The sequence below is a fragment of the Neobacillus sp. PS3-40 genome, assembly GCF_030915485.1.
Classification (GTDB): Bacteria; Bacillota; Bacilli; order Bacillales; family Cytobacillaceae; genus JAUZPL01.
This window is the reverse complement of record NZ_CP133266.1, coordinates 4,159,259-4,180,922: the sequence shown is the minus strand read 5'-3', so window position 1 is coordinate 4,180,922 and position 21,664 is coordinate 4,159,259. Positions and strand designations below refer to the sequence as shown.

Genomic DNA, 21,664 nt, shown 5'->3' with positions numbered 1-21,664 from the left:
ATATTTAGCAATTTCAATTCCAGTAAATTCATTAATGTCTATTTCAATTATTTCTATTTGTTTTTTCATTTCCCCACCTCATTTATTACCATCTTTTTTTTACTTTTTCTCCCTTTAACCATGCATCAAACACTTCTTTATGAACCATATATTTCCTACCAGTTTTTACTACATGAAACTCTCCACAATTAAAAATCTCATATGCTTTTTGTCTGCAAATTCCCATCATATCCATTACGTCATTAACGTTTAACATAACTTTTTTTTCAGTAGTCACACCTAAAGTTGCCTCCAAAATTCTATTTAATAACATACAAATTTTTAAACTTTAGAATACTTTATAACTAACCCATACAACATTTTTACAAATTCTTCACTTTCAATAATATCCTCTAAACATGGAGCATCAGAAGCAGAATTATAAGTATGTATTACTTTATAATCCTCTTTTTTCACCTTATTATTTGTTACCATCTTTTTTTACCTTTTTCTCCCTTTAACCAGATTTCAAATACTTCTTTATGGACTAAATATTTCTTACCAATTGTTTTAACTGCAAATTCTCCGCTTTTCATTAAATCGTAGGCACTGTCTCTTCCAATCCCCGTTAATTTCATAATATCTTTAACATCTAGAGTTATTTTTTCATTCAATGTGACCAACCTCATAACCTTAATCTTTCTTATTCTACTTATATTTTTCTAATAACAAATCTGCTTCCTTTCGAAAGTAATCTTCAAGTTTAATTTTATCTAAAAATACTCTATCTACTATGTGCACCTTTGATTTCGTTGGCTTTTTAGTTGATGCCATCTTTTTCACCTCGTCATTCATTCCTAAATTTCTCTAAAAGTAAGGACACTTCTTTCTGTAGATAATCTTCGATTTTAAATTCCCCTAAAAATATTTCATTTCTAATTTTAATTTTTGGTTGTATTGGTTTTGTTTTATTAATTTTCAGTACTTTCCTCTCCTTCATCTTAATATCCTTTGTCATTATACTTATATAGTAACAAAGTGTCAAAATTTTCTGTTAATCAAAAATAAGTATATATAAACAAATTGAAAGAGCGACTTCTCAGCCACTCTTTCAATTTGTATCAATCATCTTCATTTTTATTTTCCATTATGGAATTATAAACATCTGCCCTAGGTTTTTCATTATCTTCACAATCTTCATTAATTTCATTCAAAGGGACATCTAATTTACTCTCTATTTCCTTTTTTTCTAAATTTATGTATATACCCTGAAGTAAATATAGAACTTCTGAAAAGCCAATAAATAACATTCCTGAAACAAATCCAATTGCTGACCAAAGAAAAACAATCGACCAGTGCATAGTTGTCTCATATAAATCAGAATTGTCAAAACCCTTGAAAAATCCAATTATAATACCAATAAATATTGTAAATGAGCCTATATTTCTCAGTGATTTACCAATAGAATTTTCCAATATTCCCCCTCCTTCTTTAATCAATATACTTTATGTGTGATTTTAGAAAAAATTAACAAATTAAACAAATAAAGAGCGACTAATTTCAGCCACTCTTTATTTCCTGTTCATCAATTATTTTTTCAATTTCATCAAAATGCCTTCCAAACAATCTTGAATGTCGTTTGGTTAAGAATGAATTATCGTATGGTTTATATCGCTCATATGACGGTTTCAGCATTCTAACCATGAAAGCAGGCTTTCTTTCTCCTCCGAAATTCATTATGCAAATTGCATGTCTGGTTGTTTTCGTATTAGGGATATTTAAAGCTGTTTCAACAGTTATAGGTTGCAACTGTGTTTCAAGCGATTTAAACGTGTTTTCGTTGTCGTTTTTAAACAATAACCAGTTTACCCCTCCACTGATTAAGTCCTCTGAAATCTCTTTAATTTGCCCTAAATGGTGACACGCAAAGATACTTCCTAAACGCTCTTTTCTACCCTGAACTGCAATTCGTGATAATAACTTAGCAAGCCCTTTATTTTCGCTTAAATACGTTTGAGGTTCATTAAAAATAATAAATGCTCCGTTCCCTTGTGATTTTACTGTCATTAACATTCGAGTCATTAAAACTTTTAAAGTAATCCAATGAACCAGTGTCCTGACTGCAACAGTGGACAATATTCTATCTGGTACTCTGAAAATAATTACTTTTCCCTCCCTCATCCATTGTTCAAGATTCATTTCAGCTTTTGGCGGTTGGGCAAAGATTTCAAATAATGTTGAGTCACCCATGAACTCATCCAAACGGTTAAATATTGCACTTGCTTTTCCGTCTAATGACTTTTGACCATCCTTAGTACATTTCCAATCCGATGAAGTAACTTCCCCTTTTGTATTTCTCTTTTCCACTAATTCGTTTTCGCTAATAAATTTTTCGATTTCTTCAGCAACTCTCCTTTTACCTTCGTTCCTTAACCTTTGTGCTGTTTCTTTTCTAAACGACTCCTCTTCAAGTAACCTTTTTATATTGTATAAACTTCCATTTGATGCTTGAGCAAATGTTCTTAATATTTTTCTACTTTGACCCATTCCTTCTAAATCTTGAAAGAAGTCAATCAATTCGTTAGCGAATCTGTCTGCCCCTTTACGTCCTAACTTTTCCATGACCTCGGTCAAGTCTAATGGAGGTAAATAGTTTTCGTCAGATAAGTCGATATCTATGACCTTTTCAGGTGGAAGGCTGTCACGAATACCATTTGCCATTCCCTGTAAGCCTTCTTTATTTACTTGATCAATCACCACGAAGCTAATATTGTGATTTATCGCTGCCTCTGTAACGAAATTTTGAATAAAAGTATCCTTACCGCTACCCATCCCACCAGTTGCTACATAACCTTTGTATGTTTCCTCAGGGTTACTTAATGGAATTCCAATAGGATACTCCTTACCTTTAAATTCCGAATGACCAACTAAAATGCTATTACTTTTTAATTCATGTATTTTTAAGATTTTGTCATTAAATTTAATATTATTGCTACCGATATTGATTATAATATCCCCGATTCTTACACCAGGTTTCTTTTCTTTATGAATGAAAATTGGGGAAATATCCGTTTCTACTTTCTTATTTACTGCTAATTCATTTTCATATCGTTGCTGGATTATGGATGTTGGCATTTGAATGGCTACCTTTGCTATTTCATCACAGCTTAATAATGAAACATCACCATCCGCTTTAGTGTTTTTAGATAAATGTAAAGTATTCAATTCATTTATTACTTCACGTTTACGGGATTTCAAGCGTATTTTAAATGGTAAAAGTTCATTATCACCGGCTATTTCAGAAAAGGCACTACTTATGGTATTAGCAATAAGATCCCCTCTTAATTTATTATCCGTTACGGCTGCTACACGAATAAACGTTTTGAAAACAGGCTGATTTAACTTTTCAGTTGATTTTTGAGTAACTGTACTTGAATTTAATTCTTCAATTAATGCGTGTTTTTTATCAATAATCTTTTTCTTTTCAAAGCCTTTTTCACTCTTGAAGAATGTATTGGAGATTGCATCCATAATGTCATTCAAAACGTCATACACTTCATTTGCAATTGTGGAAATACCTGTTTTTAAAGCCTTTTGAACCTTGCTAGGGGTGATTCTGGCACGAACAGGTACTTTCCCCTTTTGTATTTTTTCATGAGCCCAATGACCATTCTGTGCCCATTTTTTACGGTCAAAAGTTTCAGTATATATAGATAAACGAGCAAAGTCACCATCCATTGAAATATCATCTAGTGCGGTTAATAAAGAGGCTATTGGAGTAGTTTGTTCTGAGGCTTTGACTCCTAGTGAGAAAATGTCGTGTCGAGATAGGCGAATTTCTTGAAGGACTGTATTTTTACTATCAGGAATTTCTATTGCTTTTGTTTCAACTTCTTCTATTGTAACCTTCATATAATTTTCGAGGATCTCTTTGAATTTTTTACCCCACAATTCAGATGTGCTAACATAAAATTCAATCTTTTTCTCATTATTTTCTTGTCGAAATATCACATCAAACCATATAGAATCCTTTTCCCGAAATGTGAATTTAAATCCATTTCTACTTAACCTAGAAGGAATTTTATCGTAAATTTCATACATTTTGTGTAAGACTCTCCACATTTTTGAGTTTTGATTATTAGTCACGGAAATATGAGGGATTATTCGATAAGTAATCATTTTATTTTTTTGATATGCGAAATACTTCGATAGCTTAATGGACTCTATTTTCCTAAGATTATCCATGATATCACTCCCATCATTCCAAATCCCCAACGTGTGATAAATTTTGGGAAGTTACCTGTAAACATAATTGCGATTGCTGATGCAAAAGTGATAGCACAACCTATTTCTGGCATTAAGTCTGTTAGTGTATGACCTAAAGAAATTAATGAATCCTTTAAAAAATCTTGTAATGGATGAAATATAAAATCTTTTTCAGCACCAATAACTTTATCCCCCAAATGATTCCATTGATTAGTTAAAAATTGAACTGGATGAAAACCGCTACCCTGCATATTTGCAACTTTATCTGCAATTGGAGTTGGATCAATCCAGTGACCACTAGCATCTCTCATTCCATAGTGCAAATGTGCCCCTGTTGAATTTCCTGTATTTCCGCTTAATCCGATTGACTCTCCTGCATGTAAATGTTCACCTAACTTAACTTTAATTTGAGACAAATGCCCATATATTGATAAAGTACCGTCCTCATTCCGAACAAAGACACCTTTTCCCAAGTCATGTGTGCCAAAATTAACAACCTTTTCAACAGTTCCGTTCATTACGCTATGAAGTTCAGTTCCCTGTCTCATTGCAAAATCCAAACCATGATGAGGAATATTATTTCGAACCTCTGCTAATTCCCCATATTCACCTGATAATTGAAATTTCATGAACTTTTCCTCCTTTCTGAAGGAATGCATTAAAATTAACTGGCTTAATCGGTTTATTTCTATGTGAATAAAGACGATAACCCACTAAACAAAGCATTATGATTGTTTTAGTTCCCATCTTTAAACCTCCTATAACTTTTTGAGAAAGTCTCGAATGTCAATTGCGTGTCGAGCCAAAATATATCCTGCACTTCCGCCAATCAATAATTCTAGTGCCTTAGTTCGATGTCCAAACATCCATGCAACTCCTGCAAATACTAAAACTCCCACCACTATCCAATCAACAATGTTCATCACTGCGTCCCATATATCACCAAAAGTTTGATCTGCTGTAGCTTTTGTAGCTGCAAATGCGGTTTTTGGAATTAAAACCAACATCAATCCTGCTCCCACTTTAACAACTTTTAGTAAATTTTTATCTTCTAATAATGTTAATAATTCTTTAGTCGGATATTTTTCATTTCGTACAAATGATTTAAAATCAAGTGTTTGTGTATTCATGATGTAACTCCTTCCGAATTGAATAATTTTAAAATCAAAGGGAAAAATAAAACTAAATCCTTTTTAAAGAGGTGACTGTTCATGACATTTCTAATTGGAGCAATGATAGGTGGGGCAATTGGTATTTTGGTGAATGTTTTGGCTGGTTAATTCATTTTTTAGGTATATATTTAATACCACCGTTTGATTTAATCACTTCATCAGAAGACGCTTCCTGCGTCTTTTTTTCTTGTATAAATTTTTCCTTTTCAGCTAAATATTCAAACCTTCTCTTTTGATATTCACGGTCAACAAGTGTTCGAAGAAAAGAACTTGCATTCCGTTTCTTCCCATTTGGCAACAATGTAATGAAGTCATAAAGTTCTTTTTGTTCAGGATCATCAGTGTTCAAACATAAAGCAGGTTTCACAATCGGCATTAATTCTCACCACCTTCTGAATTATTGGGGATATGAAGTAGATAAGATGTGTTTCTTACTTACTTGATATATACTTATGAACTAATTTTTAAAAAATATCTTGTCCACTTTAAAAAAATAAAGTGAACTTTATTTTTTAAAAAAGGAAATGAAATCTATATCGAGAATTAGTAAATTGGTGATAAAAATGAAATTTGAATGTCGTTTGAGAATTATCTTTGCTGAAGAAAAACAAAAAAATCCTAAATTTAAGATGGGAGATTTTGCTGAAAAAATTGGAATAAGCAAAGCTGCTTTAAGTGCATTAGTTAATGGAAAATCTTTACCCTCTTTTGTAATTACTTATAAAATCTGCAAGGAACTAAATAAACAATTAGATGAAATTTGGGTATGTATTGATGAAAAGTAAAAAAGCCCTCCAGCATGGCTGAAAGGCTTAAAATTTCGAGTTCTATTTAATTATTGAAAATGTATGTAGAAGCTCCATGGAAGCTTTTAGCACGCTTTGCTTTTGCTAATAAGCATATGCCACCACATTAAGAATAATGCTTATACATAACCATTTGTAATGTAATCGTAATAAAAGGGAGGAGAATTGTTGTATGAAAATTGGGGATAAAATCACTTTTATATTGTTGCCAGATTTAGGATTAATCGAAGCTGGAGATACAATTGAGGAAACGATGGATAGGATAAATCGTGCGGAGGTTAAACAAGAAATTGAAGATAAAAAGATACGAAAAAAACTAGAGAAAGCAAATCCAGGGTGTAGGGTACTTAAAATGGGTGATGGATGGTTGATCAGTAATAAAGCCCCTCTCGATTGAGAAGGGGCTTTATTTTAAAATATAGATTAATACTATTTATTTGGTAACTTATCCAATAATTTAATTTCAAAAATGTTAGTATCTGATACAGTAACTTCTGCCTTTACACCTAAACCATCAATAAGTTCCTCAATTGTTATTGGTGGATATAGGTAATCACTGTACCTATCTCTGTAACTAACAATTTTTTTATCTTTATTGTCTTTAAACTGGAAAGTATATTCAAAGTAATACTTAGAATTTATATCACTAGGATTTAGAAAAACTTTTTGTGTAGGAACAGCACCATTACCGTGAATATTCCCTAAAATGCCTGCTGGATAATTAGAATTATAATTAATATAGTATGAATCTGATAAAATCTTATAAATTTGTTCAAGATAGTTAAACTGAAAATAATACTTATTGTCGGTGAACCGTATAGTCGAAAGAAACGTATCTAAAATAAATTTTTCATTATTACTAAAGGTGACAATAATTTTGGGATTCCTTACTCTGTATTTAAAATCCATTACATTATAAAAAGGGATTAATATGCTACCAGAAGGTATATTATATGGGGCTGACATTATAATCTTATCAATTTCTTGATACTCATCAAATAATTCAGAATATGTTTTATATTTGCCTGACGAAACCTTCGTGTTTAAATTCATTACTTTATCGTAAAGGTCTTTTAATTCAGGCGTTTTTATATCTACAGGATACTTTGGTTCTTTAGGTGTTGGCGTAGGAACCACAACAACTGGTGGACTCTCTAAATAGGTACCATTAATACATTTGACAGCATCAATTTTGTTCTTACTCGGAGTTTCATATTTCACATAATCTCTATCTACAAACAATCCTCCACCAACACTTAAACTTCCAGGTTTAAAAGCATAAATTCGATAAAACTCACCTGGCTTTAAATACCGAGCAATAACCTTTGCAGTTCCGGAAAATTTATATAATGGGGTATTTTTTAATACGATCAATCTACCTATTTGACCAGACCTTAGATCCATTCCATTCCACCAAATTTTCTTAACACCTTTATATTGATCACAATAAGGACTACTAGCTGCATTAACTGGGGTAACTGGTAATATTAATCCTAGAAGTAAAATGATAGATAAAACAAAAACACTAAACTTTTTCAATATGTATTCCCTCCTCCCAAAATCTAACTTTAGTATAATGGATATATTTCCTAATAAGTATAAATTTTGGGATTAGTCATTTAATTGTAATTTTTCATGATATAATTAGCAATAAATGGATAAAGGAGGATTGTCAAAATGTCCATAAATAAGTTTAGAAGTTTACTATACGGAACCGCAAAAATTTTAGGAGATGTTAATGCAATCAAAAAAGGGAAAGTTGGTAAAAGAGTAGAAAGAAGAATTGCTGGTAAATTATCAGGTAGGCTTTTGGGGAAATTGTTTAAATAAATAGTAGCTTAAATTAATAATTAGAATTGATTTTAAACGTAAAATTAACGTGAAATAATCGTTTGAATTCTATCCCCTTACGATTCATCCTAAAATGAAAAAAAAGGCTAAAATCAATTAACACGAACCCATTAGGATTCAATTGATTTTAGCCTTATATTTGTTTATTTATCTAATAAAACCGTATGGTTTCATCATATTCATCATTTCATCGGTAACCATTTTTGTTATTTTTCTCGCATCAAATGAACCACTATTATCAGTAACTTCAAACTTGAAATTAGGATTTAAATTAATGGTTTGAGTGGAAGCTGAGACATTATTATTTGATGCACGCTTTAATAAATTAGTAGCCAGCCTATCATAAACAGCGTCAGCAAACGGAGCCATATAATTTTCATTTTCCACGGGTAATATTACCTCACCGCCAGATTCACCAAGACCTACAATTGAAGGTTTGTTAAAATAAGAACCTGTCTTATACCACGATATATCAAAGTCAGGATATGGAATACCTAGAGAATTCTTCTTCATATCAACGCTAACATGGGGAAGTTTTAGTTTAGGCAAAGACCAGGTAAAATTGAATGCTCCCTTAATTTTATCAATTAAACCTAAAACGGTACTTTTTGCTGTCTCTATTGGTGATGTTATGGCATCCTTAATTTTCCCAAAAATAGTCTTAGCTGTAGACCAAATGCTACTGAAAATAGAAGATATAGATGAACTCAAAGTTTCAAATTTACCCTTTACACCCGAATAAATATCCGAAGCAACTTTCGTAACAGTCGATTTAATGCCTTCCCAAATAGTCTTGAAAATATTAGAAATAACTGTCATTACTGTATTTACCACAGCCTTATACATATTCAGGTATTGGTCTAATAAACCCTTAATAGCTGTAAGGACACCCAAAACAATATTCTTTATTCCTTTCCACGCTTTATCCCAATCTCCTGTGAGCAATCCTGTGACAACCTGAACAATTCCACGGATCACTTGAAGCACACCTGAAATAACTGTTGATATATTTTCCCATGCTGTTTTCGCATATTTCATGATGTCCTCACCATATTTTTGCCAAAGTATTTTTATGGCTGAAGTTATATCGAAAATAATACCTTTTATTGTTCCGAGGATTGTGGAAATGGTATCCCTAACTTTTGAAAAGGAAGAATTTGTCGAGGAATCAGTTTCTTGAAAAACTGAAATAATACCCTTAACTACACTAATAAAGCCTCCAATTACAGTACCAATCGCACTAAAGACAGTGGAAATTGTAGCTTCTATTTGTGGCATATGTGCTGAAATCCAATTTGCAAAATCAGAAAGGATTGGAAGAACATTTTTTTGCATCGGTTCAAGTAGACCAGTGAGGAGATTTCTTTTTATACCTTCGATTGCGTCGCCAAATGAGCTGTATTTAACTTTGTTAATTTCACCTAAAGCATCTTTGGATAATGAAGCAGTGTTTCCAATATTCCCTAAAGCTGCAATCCCTTTCGCTTCCAAATCTTCAAATTGGGTGCCGAATAGTTCAACTCCAATTCGATTCTTTTCCACAGGATCTTTTATGCCATTTAACGAGGTCATTACTTGATTAAATGATTTCTGAGCACTCTCTCCACCTTTTGCAAAACTAGCAGACATTTTTTCGCCATTCATCCCTAAGGATTTGAAAGCATCCAATGAAGTAGTAGAAAGATCCTTTGAACGAATATTAAATTCCTTCATCGCATCGCCAACTTTATCAATACTGAATTGACCATTCTTAGCACCGTCAATTAATACGTTTGTAAACTGTTCTGCTGAGAATCCCATCGCCTTAAATTGAGGAGAATATTCATTAAGAGAATCAATCAAATCTCCGTTTTTATTCGCTCCATTTTGTGCACCTTGGGCAATTAGATTGAATGCTTCCTTTGAAGATATACCAAATTGTTTCATCATTGAATTGGCTGCGTTGGTCGAACCTGCTACATCCATATCAAAGGTATCTCTAAGCATTAAAGCATTCTGAGTTGCACTCTCTAACTCTTTTCCAGCTAATCCTGTATTTTGCTTAACCAATGCCATTGACTGAGCAATATCATCAAAGGATTCTCCAAAATTGTTATTGTATATATTTTTAAGGCTATCTCCCATGCCTTTCATTTCTTCATCGGTACTTCCTGTACTAGCCTGCAAACCATTTAATGCTTTATTTAAATCATCTGCCATCTTTACTCCTGCAACTGCTGCACCTGCCAATGCCACACCTAAACCTGCTACGGCTCCTGTTGCAATCATTCCGATGTTCTTAGCCCATCCTTTTGTTTTGCCTTCATGGTTGGTAAGTTGTGACTCTGCGTTAGACATACTTGTTTCAAACTGAGAGGAATCTAACACTAGGTCAGCTCCATATGAGCCTAAATCAAATGCACTTTCACTCATTAATTCTCACCTGCCTTTTTAAAACCACTTAACTTGCTTAATTTGCTGAAATCTGGAGTAGTTACATTTAGACGATCAATTTTTGCTAAATACTCACGCCCGTCTTCTGATTCTCTTAAATCCATAAGTCGATTTTCTTTTAAAAAAGATAAAAAAATGGGATAAGGCAATTTCATTAATTGCTCAAATCCCATGCCTGTTTTTCTATTCAAATATGCGATATTTGGTAATATTTGAACATCTTCCTGTTTAAAATCACCCTTCCCTTGTTCTATTCTTGGGAGGGAAGGGAGGAGGAGTTTGGGTTTGAATTAATTTCATTCATACGAGTTTTATAGTGTTGGACAATAGCACTCTTTTGAGTTTGACTTAACTTACTTACCCAATTTTCATTAACATCATTTAATTGAGAAAACAATATGAGTACCATTTTATCTTGAAGACCTAGAATTTTTTCTATATCCTTTGTTTTTTTAATTTGTTGTTCAACATTCATTAAGTTGATTACAGTTTCAGTCGTAAGGGAAGACGGAATTTCATAAATTTCCCCTGCAATTTTAAACGAGATTGGTTCGGACACTAATAAATCTAAATCAATAATTTCAGCCATTATTTTTTCACCTCATTATATTTTTCTGATAAATTATAAAAAGGAAGGATATACCTTCCCTTTTCAAATTATGAAATTACTAAACTCTTACTTGTCGCTGTAACCTGAGTTCCATTTTTAACATTAATAGAATAGCTAGACGCACTTAATCCCTTAACTTCTGCATACAAAGTAGTTGGACTATCATAGAAAGTTTTAAGGTCATGTGCACCATCAAATTGTTCAGCAAAAACGATACTATCAGGATTGAAGTTAGTACCAGTTACTTTAACCATTGCAGGTAATGATGCTACAGTCATAGTTGTAGGACTAATTGCTAAAACTGTCGGTATTGGTTGGACACCTACTTGCTCAATAATTTCTACTAAGTTACCGTCATTCTTGTTTGTTACGGCAAGTGCCTTAAACTCTGCGTCAATAACAGTTTCTTTTTCTTTATCGAATGTTAATTCAAAACCAGATTGTGCTTGTGCTTTAAATACATTTACCGTTAATGTAAGACCATCCGGTTTTGTATGTACAAATCGAAGATAGTTTACTGGAACATTCTTCATTCCACCTACTCCTACACGTCTGGTACCATTAGTTGTATCTTCAGAATAATAAGCCGCACTTAGTTTTTCAATGTTTTCTAGATTCCAAGTCAAAACTCCACTTTTAAAAGTAACTTCCTCATCAGTCTTCATGCTGGCAATTGTCCCTCTATTGGCTGCTTTAATTTCATAGAAGCTTGGCTTATAAGATAGAACTGCTCCTCCGCTAATTGCTCCCACATTTTTGATTGCTGCTGTAATTTCTTCCTCTGTTGCTGTTGGTGAAACTACACCAATATATAAATCTCCACTACCTAACAAATAATTATCTTCTGCTACTGTCATATTATTAATAACACCCTTTCTAAATTGCTTTTATATTAAAAGTCAATGTTTGTTCGAAAATTTTAAAATCAGGATAAAAAACAATTCCACTCCCACCAGCATGTTTTGATGAATAGATGGTTGTATCATTAATTTTCACACCTGTTTTTTTCTTATGAAATAAAAAAAGAAGCCTATTTGATATAGACTCCAACAACAATACATTTTGAGTGGTTACTCGAATATCACAACGATATTGAGTTGTTCCCTCGCTCGCTAAAAATGGGGAAACCTCATACACAATGTATGGATAATCTTCTTTATCAAAAGGTTCATAGGGATTGATACGTTTATTTTGATCAGTATAAGCAATTAAATTTAATAATTCTGTATCTGATAAAAGATAATTAAGGATAGATTTAATCATTTACACTCATCCCCCTTTGAATCCTAGCTTGAATTTCTCCCGTATTTTCTGTAATTGCTGGAATTAAAAATGGTTGAGCTTTTGTCCCAGGATGATTGACTTCATCCACAGTTACCCAATGTCCGTCAATTTTAAATCTCAATGGCTTACCATCTTTACCGTGAATCTTATGAGGTTTAGAGCCTTCCTCAACTGCTTGAGCATACTCTAAATTTGTCCCTACCTTTGCACGGCTAACATCGTCAGTATGCTCTGTAACATGAGTAATTTTTCTACGCAAATCACCCGTTAAAACAGGAGCACGTTGCTTTGCTTCGGCTTCCACAAAAGTAGCAATTTCCTCTAAAGTTTGTTGCCTTTTTCTCTTCATATCCTCAATGGCATCTTGAAAACGACTCATCATGTCACCTTCTTCATAAGGACTTCAGAATGATTGTCATATTCCATACATTCGATAATTTCGAATTCTTGACCATTATATTCAATTAGTGATTTCACTTTAATTTTTGCATTTGGCTCACAGAAAAGACGATTAGTACAATCAACAAATAAACCATAATTAGTTTCTGCTAATCGGTTACTAAATGGCTCTACTTCACCCTGAAAGGCTGTATATATTGGGACATTTTCATATTCTGCTCTACCGTATTCATCGGTACCTCTTGGAGTTGTACTAAGAATCTTTTCCAATATGTAAAGGGTTTTTGTCAATCTCATAGGATAACAACCCTTCGGTTTGACCTTAACCTATTGATAATACTCGGTGAATATTCATTGAAATAGGATTCACTTAAACTTCCCTTACTTTCAGACTGAACATTTTCAATTCCTCTTTGCCGATACTGAAACACCGCCATTTCTTCAATAGCAGAACTTAGGCTTGTTGGAATCTCGTTAATTTTACAGTAATCTAATGTGTAATCTATTGCTCTAAAAATAAACAAGTTTAATAAACCATCTTTTTCAATATCCAATTCGTCAATTTCGAGTAGAATTTTTACATTTGTTAAATAATCCATTTACTCACCTACTTTTTCTTAACAGTCTTTTTAGGCGATTGATTTGGCTTTTCTAATTGATCTTTTATTTTGACTTTTTCATAGTCATCTAATTTGAGCAATCTTTCTAGAAGTTCACCTTCTACATCCCATGTAAGACCAGTTTTTTTATTCAATACAAACATTTAATTAATCACCAACCTTATTTAAACTAAAAAGGGAGGAATGAACCCCCCTTCAATATATTTAAGCTTTATTTACTGTTAGGACTGCCAATGCTGAAGGCTTAATGACTTTAGCACCGTAAACTTGAAGACCTTTCATTGCATCAGAAAAAGATTTTTCAGGACGGTATGCTTCAACAGAATCAATTTGAGAAGCAAAAGAAATCGCTGATTTATGACCAGCCATAATTTTATATTTTGCACCTGCTGTATTAGCAACATTATTAGAAGTATAAACAGTCATTCCATTAACATTACCGATATATCCAGTTGCAAGAACTGCTGGATCTTTAGTAAAACGAGCATCCTTTTGAAGTAGTCCGTAATAAAATTCAGGAACAACAACAAAACGGTCGGATTTTGGAGCATTGGCTTCAGAAAGTTTAACGCCTAAATCAACTAAATAATCATATGCATTATCTTTTGTAGGCACGACTGGAGTAGCATCACTACCAATTGTATTTCCTGCTACTACTTCAGTATAAAAATTAGCAATATACTGATCAGCCTCATCAGCTAAACCAAAACCTGCTTCAACCATTGCACCCGAGAGAAGACCTACGTTACTTTGTGCTTTATCAATATCTTCCACTTTAAAATTAAAGAACTTTTGTTGGTCAATTAATAATGTGGTTTGAGAAGAATTAAGTTCTTGAGGATCACCAGTTCCAGTAGACTTATCATAATCACCGATTGTAATTGCACCAATTGTGTTAATTTTTACAGTGTTACCGAATTTTACATCTCCCTGATAATCTGAATTAACAACATTACCAAATACTAGAGATTTCTTTAAAGACTCGTTTAATTTTGCTGACCAAACTGTAGGAATGAAATTTTGTACTGACATTATAAAATCACCTTAACCTTTTCTAATTTATGTATAGTGCTTCTTTTGTGTCTAGCCCGAAAGACAAAATAAAAAGACATACAATTTGTACGTCTAAAAAACTACTTATTGTTTTTCAAGAATTCTTGAACAGAATCCCAATTTTTAAGCATATCTTCTTCAGACATTGCCTTAATTGATTCAAGAGTTAAAACAGTCTTCTTGGTACCATCTTTTAGATTAGTACCAGATTCTTTTAATTTTTCTTCAACCATTGATTGAATATGATTTTCAAATACACTTTTTAATTTTGTAAGATTGGAAGTTGTTTTATCCTCATCTTCACCAATAAAGTATTCAACTAAATCAAGTGGAAGTTTCTGCTCATTAGCTATTTTCATAGCTTTATTTGTCAATGATTCTCTCACTTTTTCAGATTGAATCTTTGCTAACTCAGCTTTGATATTCTCCAATTGAATATCCTTTTCATCTTTTTCAGGAAACCTTTTTTTGATTTCATCATCAAGTAACTTCTGAAGATTATTCTTTTTGAATGAATCAATACCTTGAGTTACTTTTGAATCCGACAATGATTGAAATAATTTTTTCCCATCTTCATTACTTTCCAAGAACCCTTTTACCCCATCTGTATTTGGTGTAGAAAGTTTTCCGAGATAAGTTTTCACATCATCATTTTCCTTATTTGTTTCTAGATACGATTGTACTTGCTCTAAATTTAATTCCATTATATAGCCTCCATTACCCATCAAGTACGAGCCTTAATGTGTGTGATTTGTTTTTTCACATTGTTCTTTTACGTCTGCAATTTGAAAATAAAAAGACGATATAAAAAGCCAGTTTCCAAATGGAACTCGCCTAGTTATTTGATACCTTTAGTTTTTGACCATTCTTCATAATTTTTATATTTAATGATTTGCTTATTTTCGTTGTCTTTTCTAACTTTTGGTTGATAATCTTTAACCGCAGGAATCCATGCCGACCTACAATTTATATGAGCTGGTAAACTAGGTCGTTTTGGATCATCAATCTTATACCGATTTCCGTCATGCTTCCTACAAAATTGAGTTGTTTTATTGTCTAATGTTGCAGTATAGATTAACTCTTTAACCACTCCACTATCTTGATAAATCTTCTCTTGAGCAGAAGCTATTACCCTTGCTGATTCTGTCCTAATTAACGTTCTAGATTGATTGTACCGAATCCCCATTTGGTTTTTAACTCTCGTTGCAATTTTATCGACCGACTCACCTTGTCTTACACCGTTTGCCAGTTCTGTTTTAAGCGTCTGAATTAGAAATTCATGATTCTTATAAATACGTTGGGAAAAAGGAATTCCACTCCAATTGTAATTTACAATTTCATTGATAAACTCTTTCTTCAACAATTTATAACTAATTCCAACTTCAAAATTACCCATATACTTATCCATGACATAAGCACTCTTATAATAGGTATTTGCATAAGCTGCCACTAAAATTGATGTAGTGATAGCAATTTCAGCTTTAATCATATTTTTTGATTCTTCTTTGAGGAAATCATCAACCTTTTGCATACGATTATATTTTTCTAACTCCGCATAATCTAATTGACCATCTTTTCCATACTCTGAAAAAAGAAAACTAAAGAATGAGATAATATTAGTTTGGGATTTATGATACATTTCTAATATTTCATTGTGATTCTTATCTGTTGTGTTAAAAATATCATCAATCATTTTAAGAAGTTCTTCTTCAAATTTATCCATTCACTGTGCCCGATTTCTGTTGTTGAAGAATTGTCTCTAAACTAGCTAATCCCATCGCATCCTGTTCTTCCTTCGCTTTCTTAATAACCTGAGTAGGATTTTCAATTCTTGGGTGCCATGATAGTAAGGTTTCTTGATCAACTTTACCCCATAATTTAACAATTTGGTCTGTAATTTCGGCTTCATTAGCTGGTAAATTCCTTGAAAATTGAAAGCGAATATCTGAAACTATATAGCTATTACCCTTTTTATTTAAAATAGTTGCTATCAGCCTTAGTCGTTTCCTTAATGCCTTCGTCATTTTTCTTTCTTTGACCGCACATTTTGATTCAAGTCCAAAAAGTTTATAGCGAATTGCAACAGAACTAAGGTTCGATGCAAACTCCTCTGAAGTCAACTTAGGAGTGGAAGTTTGCTGATGTAACAACTTATCAACAGTATCAAAGAAGTTTTGTTGGAATTGGTTATTAATATTTTTAATTAACCAATCCGCATCTCCATCGTCATCTAGGAGCAATACTCCTTCTTGCTTGAGTTTCAGAATATCTTCTTTTGTTGACCCTTGATAACCCTTTAATTTAAGGAACGCATTAGCAAATGATTCTAACTCATTTAAACTGTCGCTTAGTAAAACGTCAATTCCCTCAATCATGGGAATAAATTTTTCAAAATCTCCAATTTCTTCATCATTATTTTTATATACGGTAACTGGAACTTCACCAAAATAATGAATCTTTGATTGTTCATTGGGATCGGGAATGAAATCATTTCCACTTGAAACATAATAGTAAATCCCAGTTTCATCATATAATTCCACTTTTGTTACAGTAGCATTATCTATTTTTTCATCCCAATATCGAAAAGCAAATTTAATATTGCCTCTTGTATCAGTCTCCACATACATTTCCAAAGGTGAAAACTCAGTGAATCTTATACTTCCTTCTGGATCAATCCACATAACCTCATAACATTTTCCGAAAATAGAAAAATCCTTGACGATTTCAGCGTTTAAATCTTCCTCATCATTTAGATAGAAGATTTCCTGTAAATCGTTCAAGAATTTCTCATTTCCACTTTTACTTAATACCGAGATAGGCTTCGATGCAAAATATCCTAATACTGTGTCGATTATAACACCTGGATAATCTGATACTAACTTATTATTTGGTTTATCTGGATCGGGTAATGTTCTATTTAATATTTTATGTTGACCCACATAATTATTAAAGAGTTTTTGTAGCCTTGGAAGTTCGGCTTTATGTTTTTTAATACTCGCTTTTATCTGTTCACTCGTAATCAATTTAACACCTCATATTCCTAATAATTTTCTGTCCAATGATTGAATTCGTTTATTTGATACTTTTATTTCATCTATACGAATAGCAAATTCTGCAACGGAATCGGCACTATCATCATGGATACTATACCTCTGACCTGCAAAATCCATAAGTTGTGATAAGAAATCCTTTTCTACTCTTTCAGAACAGAAAATAATTCTTCCATTGTTTACATCTGAAACAATGGTGGAAATTTTTTCATCTTTATTTTTTCTTTGCATCTCATTAATAAAAGTGATTCTTCGAGATAATAATTTATTATCTTTATTAATCTCTTGCAAAATTCGTTCAACATCTAAGCCATTGTATGTATTCTTTTCAATGCAAACATGAGATATATCCTCAAATTCTATAATCAATTCAACAACATGATTTATGTATTGATCAAACTCTGTAAACTTTTTTAATTGTCCACTACGAACATATTTAAATCCATTATCTGAGAGTGATCCAACGGTAAAGGCGAAATAGTCAGAACGTCTATTATCTTTATTTTTCACCCCTGCTGTATCAACTGTGAGCATCGTTTTAATAAAGGAATTATCTTCAATTTCTTCTATAGGTTGAGTACGGTTCGATTTAAACCATTTATCACCGATATTTTCACAATTACACATTAACTCTTGCATGAAGGCTAGTCGTTTATTGAAATATTTCAAAGCTAATTTATAACAATTATACTTTTCCCATATTGTAGGGAAATCCATTTCCTCTTTATGGTCAAGATAATACTGTTTACTATCTGATAAAGGATCTTCTCGTTTATCATCAAACAAGATACGTTTAAATTGCTGCCAATGCTCATGATTATCGAAATATTCATCAATATCAAAGTCAACTACACTTCTGTGAAAAACTTTATATTCAGGATTCTTACGAATAGAGTCAATAAAATCATTTGTTGCCAAAGGAGTTCCGATTACAATAAACTTTGTAGCCGGTTTGATTAGTTTACCATCACGATAAACCGCTTCATCTCCGCCTTCTTCTACTTCCTTTAACCATCTTTGATACTTTTTCGATTTACTCTCATCGCTTAAAACATCCATCTCCGAAATATAGTCATCTCCGAGGTAGCACATTGGGCGAAATATTCCGCCAGTCGGAGTTGTATAGGATGCACCACGAACAGACGAACCAGAGGAATATGCTTGAATTTTTGTATCATTATCTAATTCTAATTCAAGTTTATTAACTACCCTTTTCTTCGGATTGACCAAATTTCCAAAAGCATGAACGATATAAGGAGTTTGTAAGGCTTTCTTAGTCTGATCCACAAAGTTAATACTATCTAATTCACGGTTTGCGAGTACGATAGTGAAGACTGATAAGCCATACGTATGCAAGAAGCAACTAAGAGCCATATCTATAATTGTGGTTTTACCTATACCTCTACTGAGGATAAATTCTTGTTTATCGTGCGTATTATGTATAAAAATATTTTCCAATTCTTGCCACACTTCATAATGAACCTTCGCAAGCGGTCTAGATTGATTAGTCGGCTTTGGTACAAAGAAATCTTGAAGGAAATAGAGGCAATAAAACTCGAAACTACGTTTTCCAGTTGCATATGCTAATCCATATTGACCGAATAGATTATCTTTATATTTTATCATTAATTGCTTCGCTTTATCGGAACCATAAAACTTAGACAAATATTTATAGAGAAGTTGCCGATTCTCCTTTGTATTGATTATGTCAATTTGCGTATTTGTTATTATGTTCACCTCCCAAACAATATAAATTTTATATAAAAAATTGTATATTCTGTCCCTAGCCTACTGAGTATAGTCGAATTTAGAATGACCCACCCTATATTTTTACAAAAGAAAAAGACCATCACATTATTAGTGACCGCCTTTACAAGTCTAATGTTAATACTGCTCTGTCCTTCTCATCCTGTGTAATACCAATGTATCTAAGCGTTACGGATGGGCTGGAATGGTTTAACATATCCTGTATTATTACTATGTCTGTACCTGCTTTATAGCTATGATAAGCCCATGTTTTTCTAAGCGAATGTGATCCTATATCTTTAACACCTACTACATCTGCTGCCTTCTTAATCAATCTCCAAGCCATCTGACGTTGAATAGGTTGATTGTTTCCTTTCCTACTATAGAATATATAATCACTTAGTTGCCCTTTGTAGTAATGCTTCACATAGTCTACAATAGCCTTCTTAACACCCTTAGATATTGCAATCTTATTATGCTTACCTGTCTTAGTTTCTTTCAACTTAATATGATCTAATGGTTTTAAATTAGCATCAATCAAATCCTCAAACTTTAATTCCAATAAATCGCTTACCCGTAATGCTGAATTAATCCCAAGAACAAATAATAAATAGTCTCGCTTATTACTTTGGAGATACTTCTTTATATCATCAATCTTTTTTCTATCCCGAATCGGCTCAACAAATTCCATTTTTAACACTCCTTTGAATGATACTAAATACTACTTAATTATAATTTATGTATCATTCAAAAGCAATACTATTTATGAAATATATTCCAATCCCCTTAAAACATAGATATACCAGGGGTTACAGTGTTTTAATGAATGATACTTAATTGGATTGTGTATCATTCAGATAAAAAATAATAAGGTTACTCTTCCCCGTCTATCCCATCAAATTCTTCAAACTCAGACTCCAATATATCTTTATCAATAGACTTAATATTATTTACTTCAGTGGTGAGAGTTAGATTATTCTGGAGTTTACCTAATGATCTTTCAATGAAGAATTCATATCCTTTAGCCGATACCATATCATTATTAGAATCCTTAAGCAATTTCCAATAACCATTCACAGCTTCCACTAATTTAGATTCAATTAATTGTATCCCAAAGTTTTTGAAATCACGTTTAACAGAGGCAACCTCCGCCTTAAAATCTTCGTTCTTAGTTAGCCAATTATATAATGTTGTCCGACTTACACCAACTTGCTTTGCAATGTCTTGTTTCTCAATAGTTCCAATGGCTAATAATTGTGCTGCTGCTAACTGTTGCTTGTTTAATTTTTCCTCTTCCATATGTCATTTTCACCTCTTTACAAATTAACATAAAAGTAGTGTAATTTTACACTATTCAACACAAATAAGAGCTGAGGAAATAACCTCAACTCCGTCTATTAATCCTAAGCATTTGCCTTTCTAATTGCTGTATTCGCCTATGTCCCGTTTCTAATTCTTCCAATACTGCAATACAACAAATGAACAACAGAATAACAAAAAGTACCAAAAGTATTGTCAACATTCTTCATCAACTACAATTTGTTCCTTTTGTTGTTCCACTAATTCTTTCAATGATGTTGTAGCTTTTCTCGCTTCTCTCTGAATTGCTTTCAATCCCTTTAACGCTTCCGAACAATCAATATCTAACTTAATACTTTTTGTGTTTGACTCACGCATTTCTGCCATGTCACAACAACTCCTCTAATTTTATTTTATTTATTAATCCACCAATTTAATTCACGTTGCAATATACATTCCGCTAAATACACATCTCCATGACCTCTACTCGCCATAAACTCTTTAGGAGTCATTTTCATTTGTCCCTTAAAATTCACAGATTCACCTTCATATGAAAAACTAATTTCCACTACACCATCTTCATTCAAGCCTATATTTTCAAGTGTAAGCATATTTTCACCTCACAAAGAAACAAACAGTTTCCGCAAGAATAGATGCTAAAACAATACTCATAAAAATTCCCTTCGTTTCTTTACTGAATTGACATTCTACAGCCAATAAATATACTGAGAATACAAATATTAAAATGAACAATAAAATTTGAAATGCTAATAACATACTTTTCCCTCCATATAAAAAAGCACCCAAATTAATGAGCACTCTGAAAATTTTAATTATTTTTCAAACTCTAAGGATATATAAAGTTCTTTTTCCTCTTTTTCTTCACTGAAATAATATTTTGCCTTATCAATAATATAATCTGGCTTCTCATCATCTTCATTCTTTAAATCCCACATATACAAGTTACCAGTTTGTAGGATTAATAGTGCTTCCATCATTGGCATTTCAATAAATGTTTCAGCGTATTTTGAGTCTACAGGATAAGATAAATGTACTCTAATATTTTCATTCATTTTTCACACCTCCCATCTTACCC

The 21,664-nt window shown here is 32.5% G+C and carries 31 protein-coding genes; 3 read left to right on the top strand and 28 right to left on the bottom strand.

The annotated features are described in order from the left end of the window. Window positions 1-85 precede the first annotated feature (85 nt). The 8 genes from RCG20_RS20360 to RCG20_RS20325 all read right to left on the bottom strand — a co-directional run bounded on the left by RCG20_RS20360 (window position 86) and on the right by RCG20_RS20325 (window position 5,793). Window positions 86-277 carry a helix-turn-helix domain-containing protein gene (locus tag RCG20_RS20360; protein ID WP_308181962.1) on the bottom strand — a complete coding sequence of 64 codons (192 nt, stop codon included), beginning with the start codon at window positions 275-277 and terminating at the stop codon, window positions 86-88. 190 nt (window positions 278-467) lie between these two features. Further along, window positions 468-653 (bottom strand): helix-turn-helix domain-containing protein, encoded by a 186-nt coding sequence (locus RCG20_RS20355; RefSeq protein WP_308181961.1) that lies wholly within the window; start codon window positions 651-653, stop codon window positions 468-470. Window positions 654-687: 34 nt separating this feature from the next. After that, entirely contained in the window at window positions 688-813 is a 126-nt protein-coding gene (locus tag RCG20_RS20350) for a hypothetical protein (protein ID WP_308181960.1), read from the bottom strand. A 287-nt stretch (window positions 814-1,100) separates the two neighbouring features. Then, window positions 1,101-1,454: a hypothetical protein gene (locus RCG20_RS20345; protein ID WP_308181959.1), complete on the bottom strand. Its 354-nt coding sequence runs from the start codon at window positions 1,452-1,454 to the stop codon at window positions 1,101-1,103. Between the two features lie 85 nt (window positions 1,455-1,539). Beyond that, entirely contained in the window at window positions 1,540-4,224 is a 2,685-nt protein-coding gene (locus RCG20_RS20340; RefSeq protein ID WP_308181957.1) for a type IV secretory system conjugative DNA transfer family protein, read from the bottom strand. Beyond that, the gene (locus RCG20_RS20335; protein ID WP_308181956.1) at window positions 4,203-4,874 is read right to left on the bottom strand and encodes a M23 family metallopeptidase; all 672 of its coding nucleotides are present in this window, start codon (window positions 4,872-4,874) and stop codon (window positions 4,203-4,205) included. The genes RCG20_RS20340 and RCG20_RS20335 overlap by 22 nt, the downstream gene beginning before the upstream one ends. Before the next feature lie 129 nt (window positions 4,875-5,003). Then, entirely contained in the window at window positions 5,004-5,375 is a 372-nt protein-coding gene (locus tag RCG20_RS20330) for a glycosyltransferase (protein ID WP_308181955.1), read from the bottom strand. A 151-nt stretch (window positions 5,376-5,526) separates the two neighbouring features. Next, a complete protein-coding gene (locus RCG20_RS20325) occupies window positions 5,527-5,793 on the bottom strand; it encodes a hypothetical protein (protein ID WP_308181954.1) in 267 nt (88 codons plus the stop codon). Between the two features lie 187 nt (window positions 5,794-5,980). Between RCG20_RS20325 and RCG20_RS20320 the strand changes: the two genes are divergently transcribed. Both RCG20_RS20320 and RCG20_RS20315 read left to right on the top strand, forming a co-directional pair. Next, the gene (locus RCG20_RS20320; protein ID WP_308181953.1) at window positions 5,981-6,202 is read left to right on the top strand and encodes a helix-turn-helix transcriptional regulator; all 222 of its coding nucleotides are present in this window, start codon (window positions 5,981-5,983) and stop codon (window positions 6,200-6,202) included. Window positions 6,203-6,395: 193 nt separating this feature from the next. Next, window positions 6,396-6,620: a hypothetical protein gene (locus RCG20_RS20315; protein ID WP_308181952.1), complete on the top strand. Its 225-nt coding sequence runs from the start codon at window positions 6,396-6,398 to the stop codon at window positions 6,618-6,620. A gap of 32 nt (window positions 6,621-6,652) precedes the next feature. Here the strand turns inward: RCG20_RS20315 and RCG20_RS20310 are convergent, their stop codons facing one another. Next, the gene (locus RCG20_RS20310) at window positions 6,653-7,762 is read right to left on the bottom strand and encodes a hypothetical protein (protein ID WP_308181951.1); all 1,110 of its coding nucleotides are present in this window, start codon (window positions 7,760-7,762) and stop codon (window positions 6,653-6,655) included. 138 nt (window positions 7,763-7,900) lie between these two features. On the opposite strand from RCG20_RS20310, the gene RCG20_RS20305 reads away from it, so the two are divergent. After that, a complete protein-coding gene (locus RCG20_RS20305) occupies window positions 7,901-8,053 on the top strand; it encodes a hypothetical protein (protein WP_308181950.1) in 153 nt (50 codons plus the stop codon). 168 nt (window positions 8,054-8,221) lie between these two features. Here RCG20_RS20305 and RCG20_RS20300 read toward each other — a convergent pair whose 3' ends face one another. The 19 genes from RCG20_RS20300 to RCG20_RS20210 all read right to left on the bottom strand — a co-directional run bounded on the left by RCG20_RS20300 (window position 8,222) and on the right by RCG20_RS20210 (window position 21,641). Then, window positions 8,222-10,486 carry a phage tail tape measure protein gene (locus RCG20_RS20300; RefSeq protein ID WP_308181949.1) on the bottom strand — a complete coding sequence of 755 codons (2,265 nt, stop codon included), beginning with the start codon at window positions 10,484-10,486 and terminating at the stop codon, window positions 8,222-8,224. Further along, a complete protein-coding gene (locus RCG20_RS20295; protein WP_308181948.1) occupies window positions 10,486-10,680 on the bottom strand; it encodes a hypothetical protein in 195 nt (64 codons plus the stop codon). The genes RCG20_RS20300 and RCG20_RS20295 overlap by 1 nt, the downstream gene beginning before the upstream one ends. Window positions 10,681-10,757: 77 nt before the next feature. After that, entirely contained in the window at window positions 10,758-11,096 is a 339-nt protein-coding gene (locus RCG20_RS20290; protein WP_308181947.1) for a hypothetical protein, read from the bottom strand. A 68-nt stretch (window positions 11,097-11,164) separates the two neighbouring features. Then, window positions 11,165-11,974: a choice-of-anchor Z repeating domain-containing protein gene (locus tag RCG20_RS20285; RefSeq protein WP_308181946.1), complete on the bottom strand. Its 810-nt coding sequence runs from the start codon at window positions 11,972-11,974 to the stop codon at window positions 11,165-11,167. Between the two features lie 19 nt (window positions 11,975-11,993). Then, window positions 11,994-12,380, bottom strand: coding sequence for a hypothetical protein (locus RCG20_RS20280; protein WP_308181945.1), 387 nt, complete (start codon window positions 12,378-12,380; stop codon window positions 11,994-11,996). Continuing rightward, entirely contained in the window at window positions 12,373-12,780 is a 408-nt protein-coding gene (locus RCG20_RS20275; protein ID WP_308181944.1) for an HK97-gp10 family putative phage morphogenesis protein, read from the bottom strand. Before RCG20_RS20275 ends, RCG20_RS20280 begins: the two co-directional genes overlap by 8 nt. Continuing rightward, on the bottom strand, window positions 12,780-13,097 hold the full coding sequence (locus RCG20_RS20270) for a hypothetical protein (protein ID WP_308181943.1): 318 nt from the start codon (window positions 13,095-13,097) through the stop codon (window positions 12,780-12,782). The genes RCG20_RS20275 and RCG20_RS20270 overlap by 1 nt, the downstream gene beginning before the upstream one ends. Further along, on the bottom strand, window positions 13,094-13,399 hold the full coding sequence (locus RCG20_RS20265; RefSeq protein WP_308181942.1) for a phage head-tail connector protein: 306 nt from the start codon (window positions 13,397-13,399) through the stop codon (window positions 13,094-13,096). The genes RCG20_RS20270 and RCG20_RS20265 overlap by 4 nt, the downstream gene beginning before the upstream one ends. 8 nt (window positions 13,400-13,407) lie before the next feature. Then, on the bottom strand, window positions 13,408-13,563 hold the full coding sequence (locus RCG20_RS20260; RefSeq protein ID WP_308181941.1) for a hypothetical protein: 156 nt from the start codon (window positions 13,561-13,563) through the stop codon (window positions 13,408-13,410). Between the two features lie 61 nt (window positions 13,564-13,624). Then, entirely contained in the window at window positions 13,625-14,452 is an 828-nt protein-coding gene (locus tag RCG20_RS20255) for a phage major capsid protein (RefSeq protein WP_308181940.1), read from the bottom strand. Window positions 14,453-14,553: 101 nt separating this feature from the next. After that, window positions 14,554-15,177: a DUF4355 domain-containing protein gene (locus tag RCG20_RS20250; RefSeq protein ID WP_308181938.1), complete on the bottom strand. Its 624-nt coding sequence runs from the start codon at window positions 15,175-15,177 to the stop codon at window positions 14,554-14,556. 134 nt (window positions 15,178-15,311) lie between these two features. Beyond that, the gene (locus RCG20_RS20245; RefSeq protein WP_308181937.1) at window positions 15,312-16,196 is read right to left on the bottom strand and encodes a minor capsid protein; all 885 of its coding nucleotides are present in this window, start codon (window positions 16,194-16,196) and stop codon (window positions 15,312-15,314) included. Then, window positions 16,189-17,496, bottom strand: coding sequence for a phage portal protein (locus tag RCG20_RS20240; protein WP_308181936.1), 1,308 nt, complete (start codon window positions 17,494-17,496; stop codon window positions 16,189-16,191). The genes RCG20_RS20245 and RCG20_RS20240 overlap by 8 nt, the downstream gene beginning before the upstream one ends. 9 nt (window positions 17,497-17,505) lie before the next feature. After that, entirely contained in the window at window positions 17,506-19,260 is a 1,755-nt protein-coding gene (locus tag RCG20_RS20235) for a hypothetical protein (RefSeq protein WP_308181935.1), read from the bottom strand. 133 nt (window positions 19,261-19,393) lie between these two features. Next, window positions 19,394-19,960, bottom strand: a complete 567-nt coding sequence (locus tag RCG20_RS20230) for a site-specific integrase (RefSeq protein WP_308181934.1) — start codon at window positions 19,958-19,960, stop codon at window positions 19,394-19,396. A 182-nt stretch (window positions 19,961-20,142) separates the two neighbouring features. Beyond that, window positions 20,143-20,568: a phBC6A51 family helix-turn-helix protein gene (locus tag RCG20_RS20225; protein ID WP_308181933.1), complete on the bottom strand. Its 426-nt coding sequence runs from the start codon at window positions 20,566-20,568 to the stop codon at window positions 20,143-20,145. Window positions 20,569-20,784: 216 nt separating this feature from the next. After that, window positions 20,785-20,955 (bottom strand): hypothetical protein, encoded by a 171-nt coding sequence (locus RCG20_RS20220; protein WP_308181932.1) that lies wholly within the window; start codon window positions 20,953-20,955, stop codon window positions 20,785-20,787. A gap of 26 nt (window positions 20,956-20,981) precedes the next feature. Next, window positions 20,982-21,179 carry a hypothetical protein gene (locus RCG20_RS20215; protein ID WP_308181931.1) on the bottom strand — a complete coding sequence of 66 codons (198 nt, stop codon included), beginning with the start codon at window positions 21,177-21,179 and terminating at the stop codon, window positions 20,982-20,984. 222 nt (window positions 21,180-21,401) lie between these two features. Continuing rightward, on the bottom strand, window positions 21,402-21,641 hold the full coding sequence (locus RCG20_RS20210) for a hypothetical protein (RefSeq protein ID WP_308181930.1): 240 nt from the start codon (window positions 21,639-21,641) through the stop codon (window positions 21,402-21,404). Window positions 21,642-21,664: the final 23 nt, after the last annotated feature.

Bases quoted from the DNA above. Each gene is read 5' to 3' on its own strand.
- RCG20_RS20265 (WP_308181942.1), bottom strand. From the start codon at position 13,399: ATGGATTATTTAACAAATGTAAAAATTCTACTCGAAATTGACGAATTG.
- RCG20_RS20290 (WP_308181947.1), bottom strand. From the start codon at position 11,096: ATGGCTGAAATTATTGATTTAGATTTATTAGTGTCCGAACCAATCTCG.
- RCG20_RS20315 (WP_308181952.1), top strand. From the start codon at position 6,396: ATGAAAATTGGGGATAAAATCACTTTTATATTGTTGCCAGATTTAGGA.
- RCG20_RS20320 (WP_308181953.1), top strand. From the start codon at position 5,981: ATGAAATTTGAATGTCGTTTGAGAATTATCTTTGCTGAAGAAAAACAA.
- RCG20_RS20270 (WP_308181943.1), bottom strand. From the start codon at position 13,097: ATGAGATTGACAAAAACCCTTTACATATTGGAAAAGATTCTTAGTACA.
- RCG20_RS20225 (WP_308181933.1), bottom strand. From the start codon at position 20,568: ATGGAAGAGGAAAAATTAAACAAGCAACAGTTAGCAGCAGCACAATTA.
- RCG20_RS20285 (WP_308181946.1), bottom strand. From the start codon at position 11,974: ATGACAGTAGCAGAAGATAATTATTTGTTAGGTAGTGGAGATTTATAT.
- RCG20_RS20325 (WP_308181954.1), bottom strand. From the start codon at position 5,793: ATGCCGATTGTGAAACCTGCTTTATGTTTGAACACTGATGATCCTGAA.
- RCG20_RS20250 (WP_308181938.1), bottom strand. From the start codon at position 15,177: ATGGAATTAAATTTAGAGCAAGTACAATCGTATCTAGAAACAAATAAG.
- RCG20_RS20245 (WP_308181937.1), bottom strand. From the start codon at position 16,196: ATGGATAAATTTGAAGAAGAACTTCTTAAAATGATTGATGATATTTTT.
- RCG20_RS20255 (WP_308181940.1), bottom strand. From the start codon at position 14,452: ATGTCAGTACAAAATTTCATTCCTACAGTTTGGTCAGCAAAATTAAAC.
- RCG20_RS20350 (WP_308181960.1), bottom strand. From the start codon at position 813: ATGGCATCAACTAAAAAGCCAACGAAATCAAAGGTGCACATAGTAGAT.
- RCG20_RS20215 (WP_308181931.1), bottom strand. From the start codon at position 21,179: ATGCTTACACTTGAAAATATAGGCTTGAATGAAGATGGTGTAGTGGAA.
- RCG20_RS20335 (WP_308181956.1), bottom strand. From the start codon at position 4,874: ATGAAATTTCAATTATCAGGTGAATATGGGGAATTAGCAGAGGTTCGA.
- RCG20_RS20210 (WP_308181930.1), bottom strand. From the start codon at position 21,641: ATGAATGAAAATATTAGAGTACATTTATCTTATCCTGTAGACTCAAAA.
- RCG20_RS20330 (WP_308181955.1), bottom strand. From the start codon at position 5,375: ATGAATACACAAACACTTGATTTTAAATCATTTGTACGAAATGAAAAA.
- RCG20_RS20300 (WP_308181949.1), bottom strand. From the start codon at position 10,486: ATGAGTGAAAGTGCATTTGATTTAGGCTCATATGGAGCTGACCTAGTG.
- RCG20_RS20305 (WP_308181950.1), top strand. From the start codon at position 7,901: ATGTCCATAAATAAGTTTAGAAGTTTACTATACGGAACCGCAAAAATT.
- RCG20_RS20220 (WP_308181932.1), bottom strand. From the start codon at position 20,955: ATGGCAGAAATGCGTGAGTCAAACACAAAAAGTATTAAGTTAGATATT.
- RCG20_RS20340 (WP_308181957.1), bottom strand. From the start codon at position 4,224: ATGGATAATCTTAGGAAAATAGAGTCCATTAAGCTATCGAAGTATTTC.
- RCG20_RS20295 (WP_308181948.1), bottom strand. From the start codon at position 10,680: ATGGGATTTGAGCAATTAATGAAATTGCCTTATCCCATTTTTTTATCT.
- RCG20_RS20280 (WP_308181945.1), bottom strand. From the start codon at position 12,380: ATGATTAAATCTATCCTTAATTATCTTTTATCAGATACAGAATTATTA.
- RCG20_RS20275 (WP_308181944.1), bottom strand. From the start codon at position 12,780: ATGAGTCGTTTTCAAGATGCCATTGAGGATATGAAGAGAAAAAGGCAA.
- RCG20_RS20230 (WP_308181934.1), bottom strand. From the start codon at position 19,960: ATGGAATTTGTTGAGCCGATTCGGGATAGAAAAAAGATTGATGATATA.
- RCG20_RS20260 (WP_308181941.1), bottom strand. From the start codon at position 13,563: ATGTTTGTATTGAATAAAAAAACTGGTCTTACATGGGATGTAGAAGGT.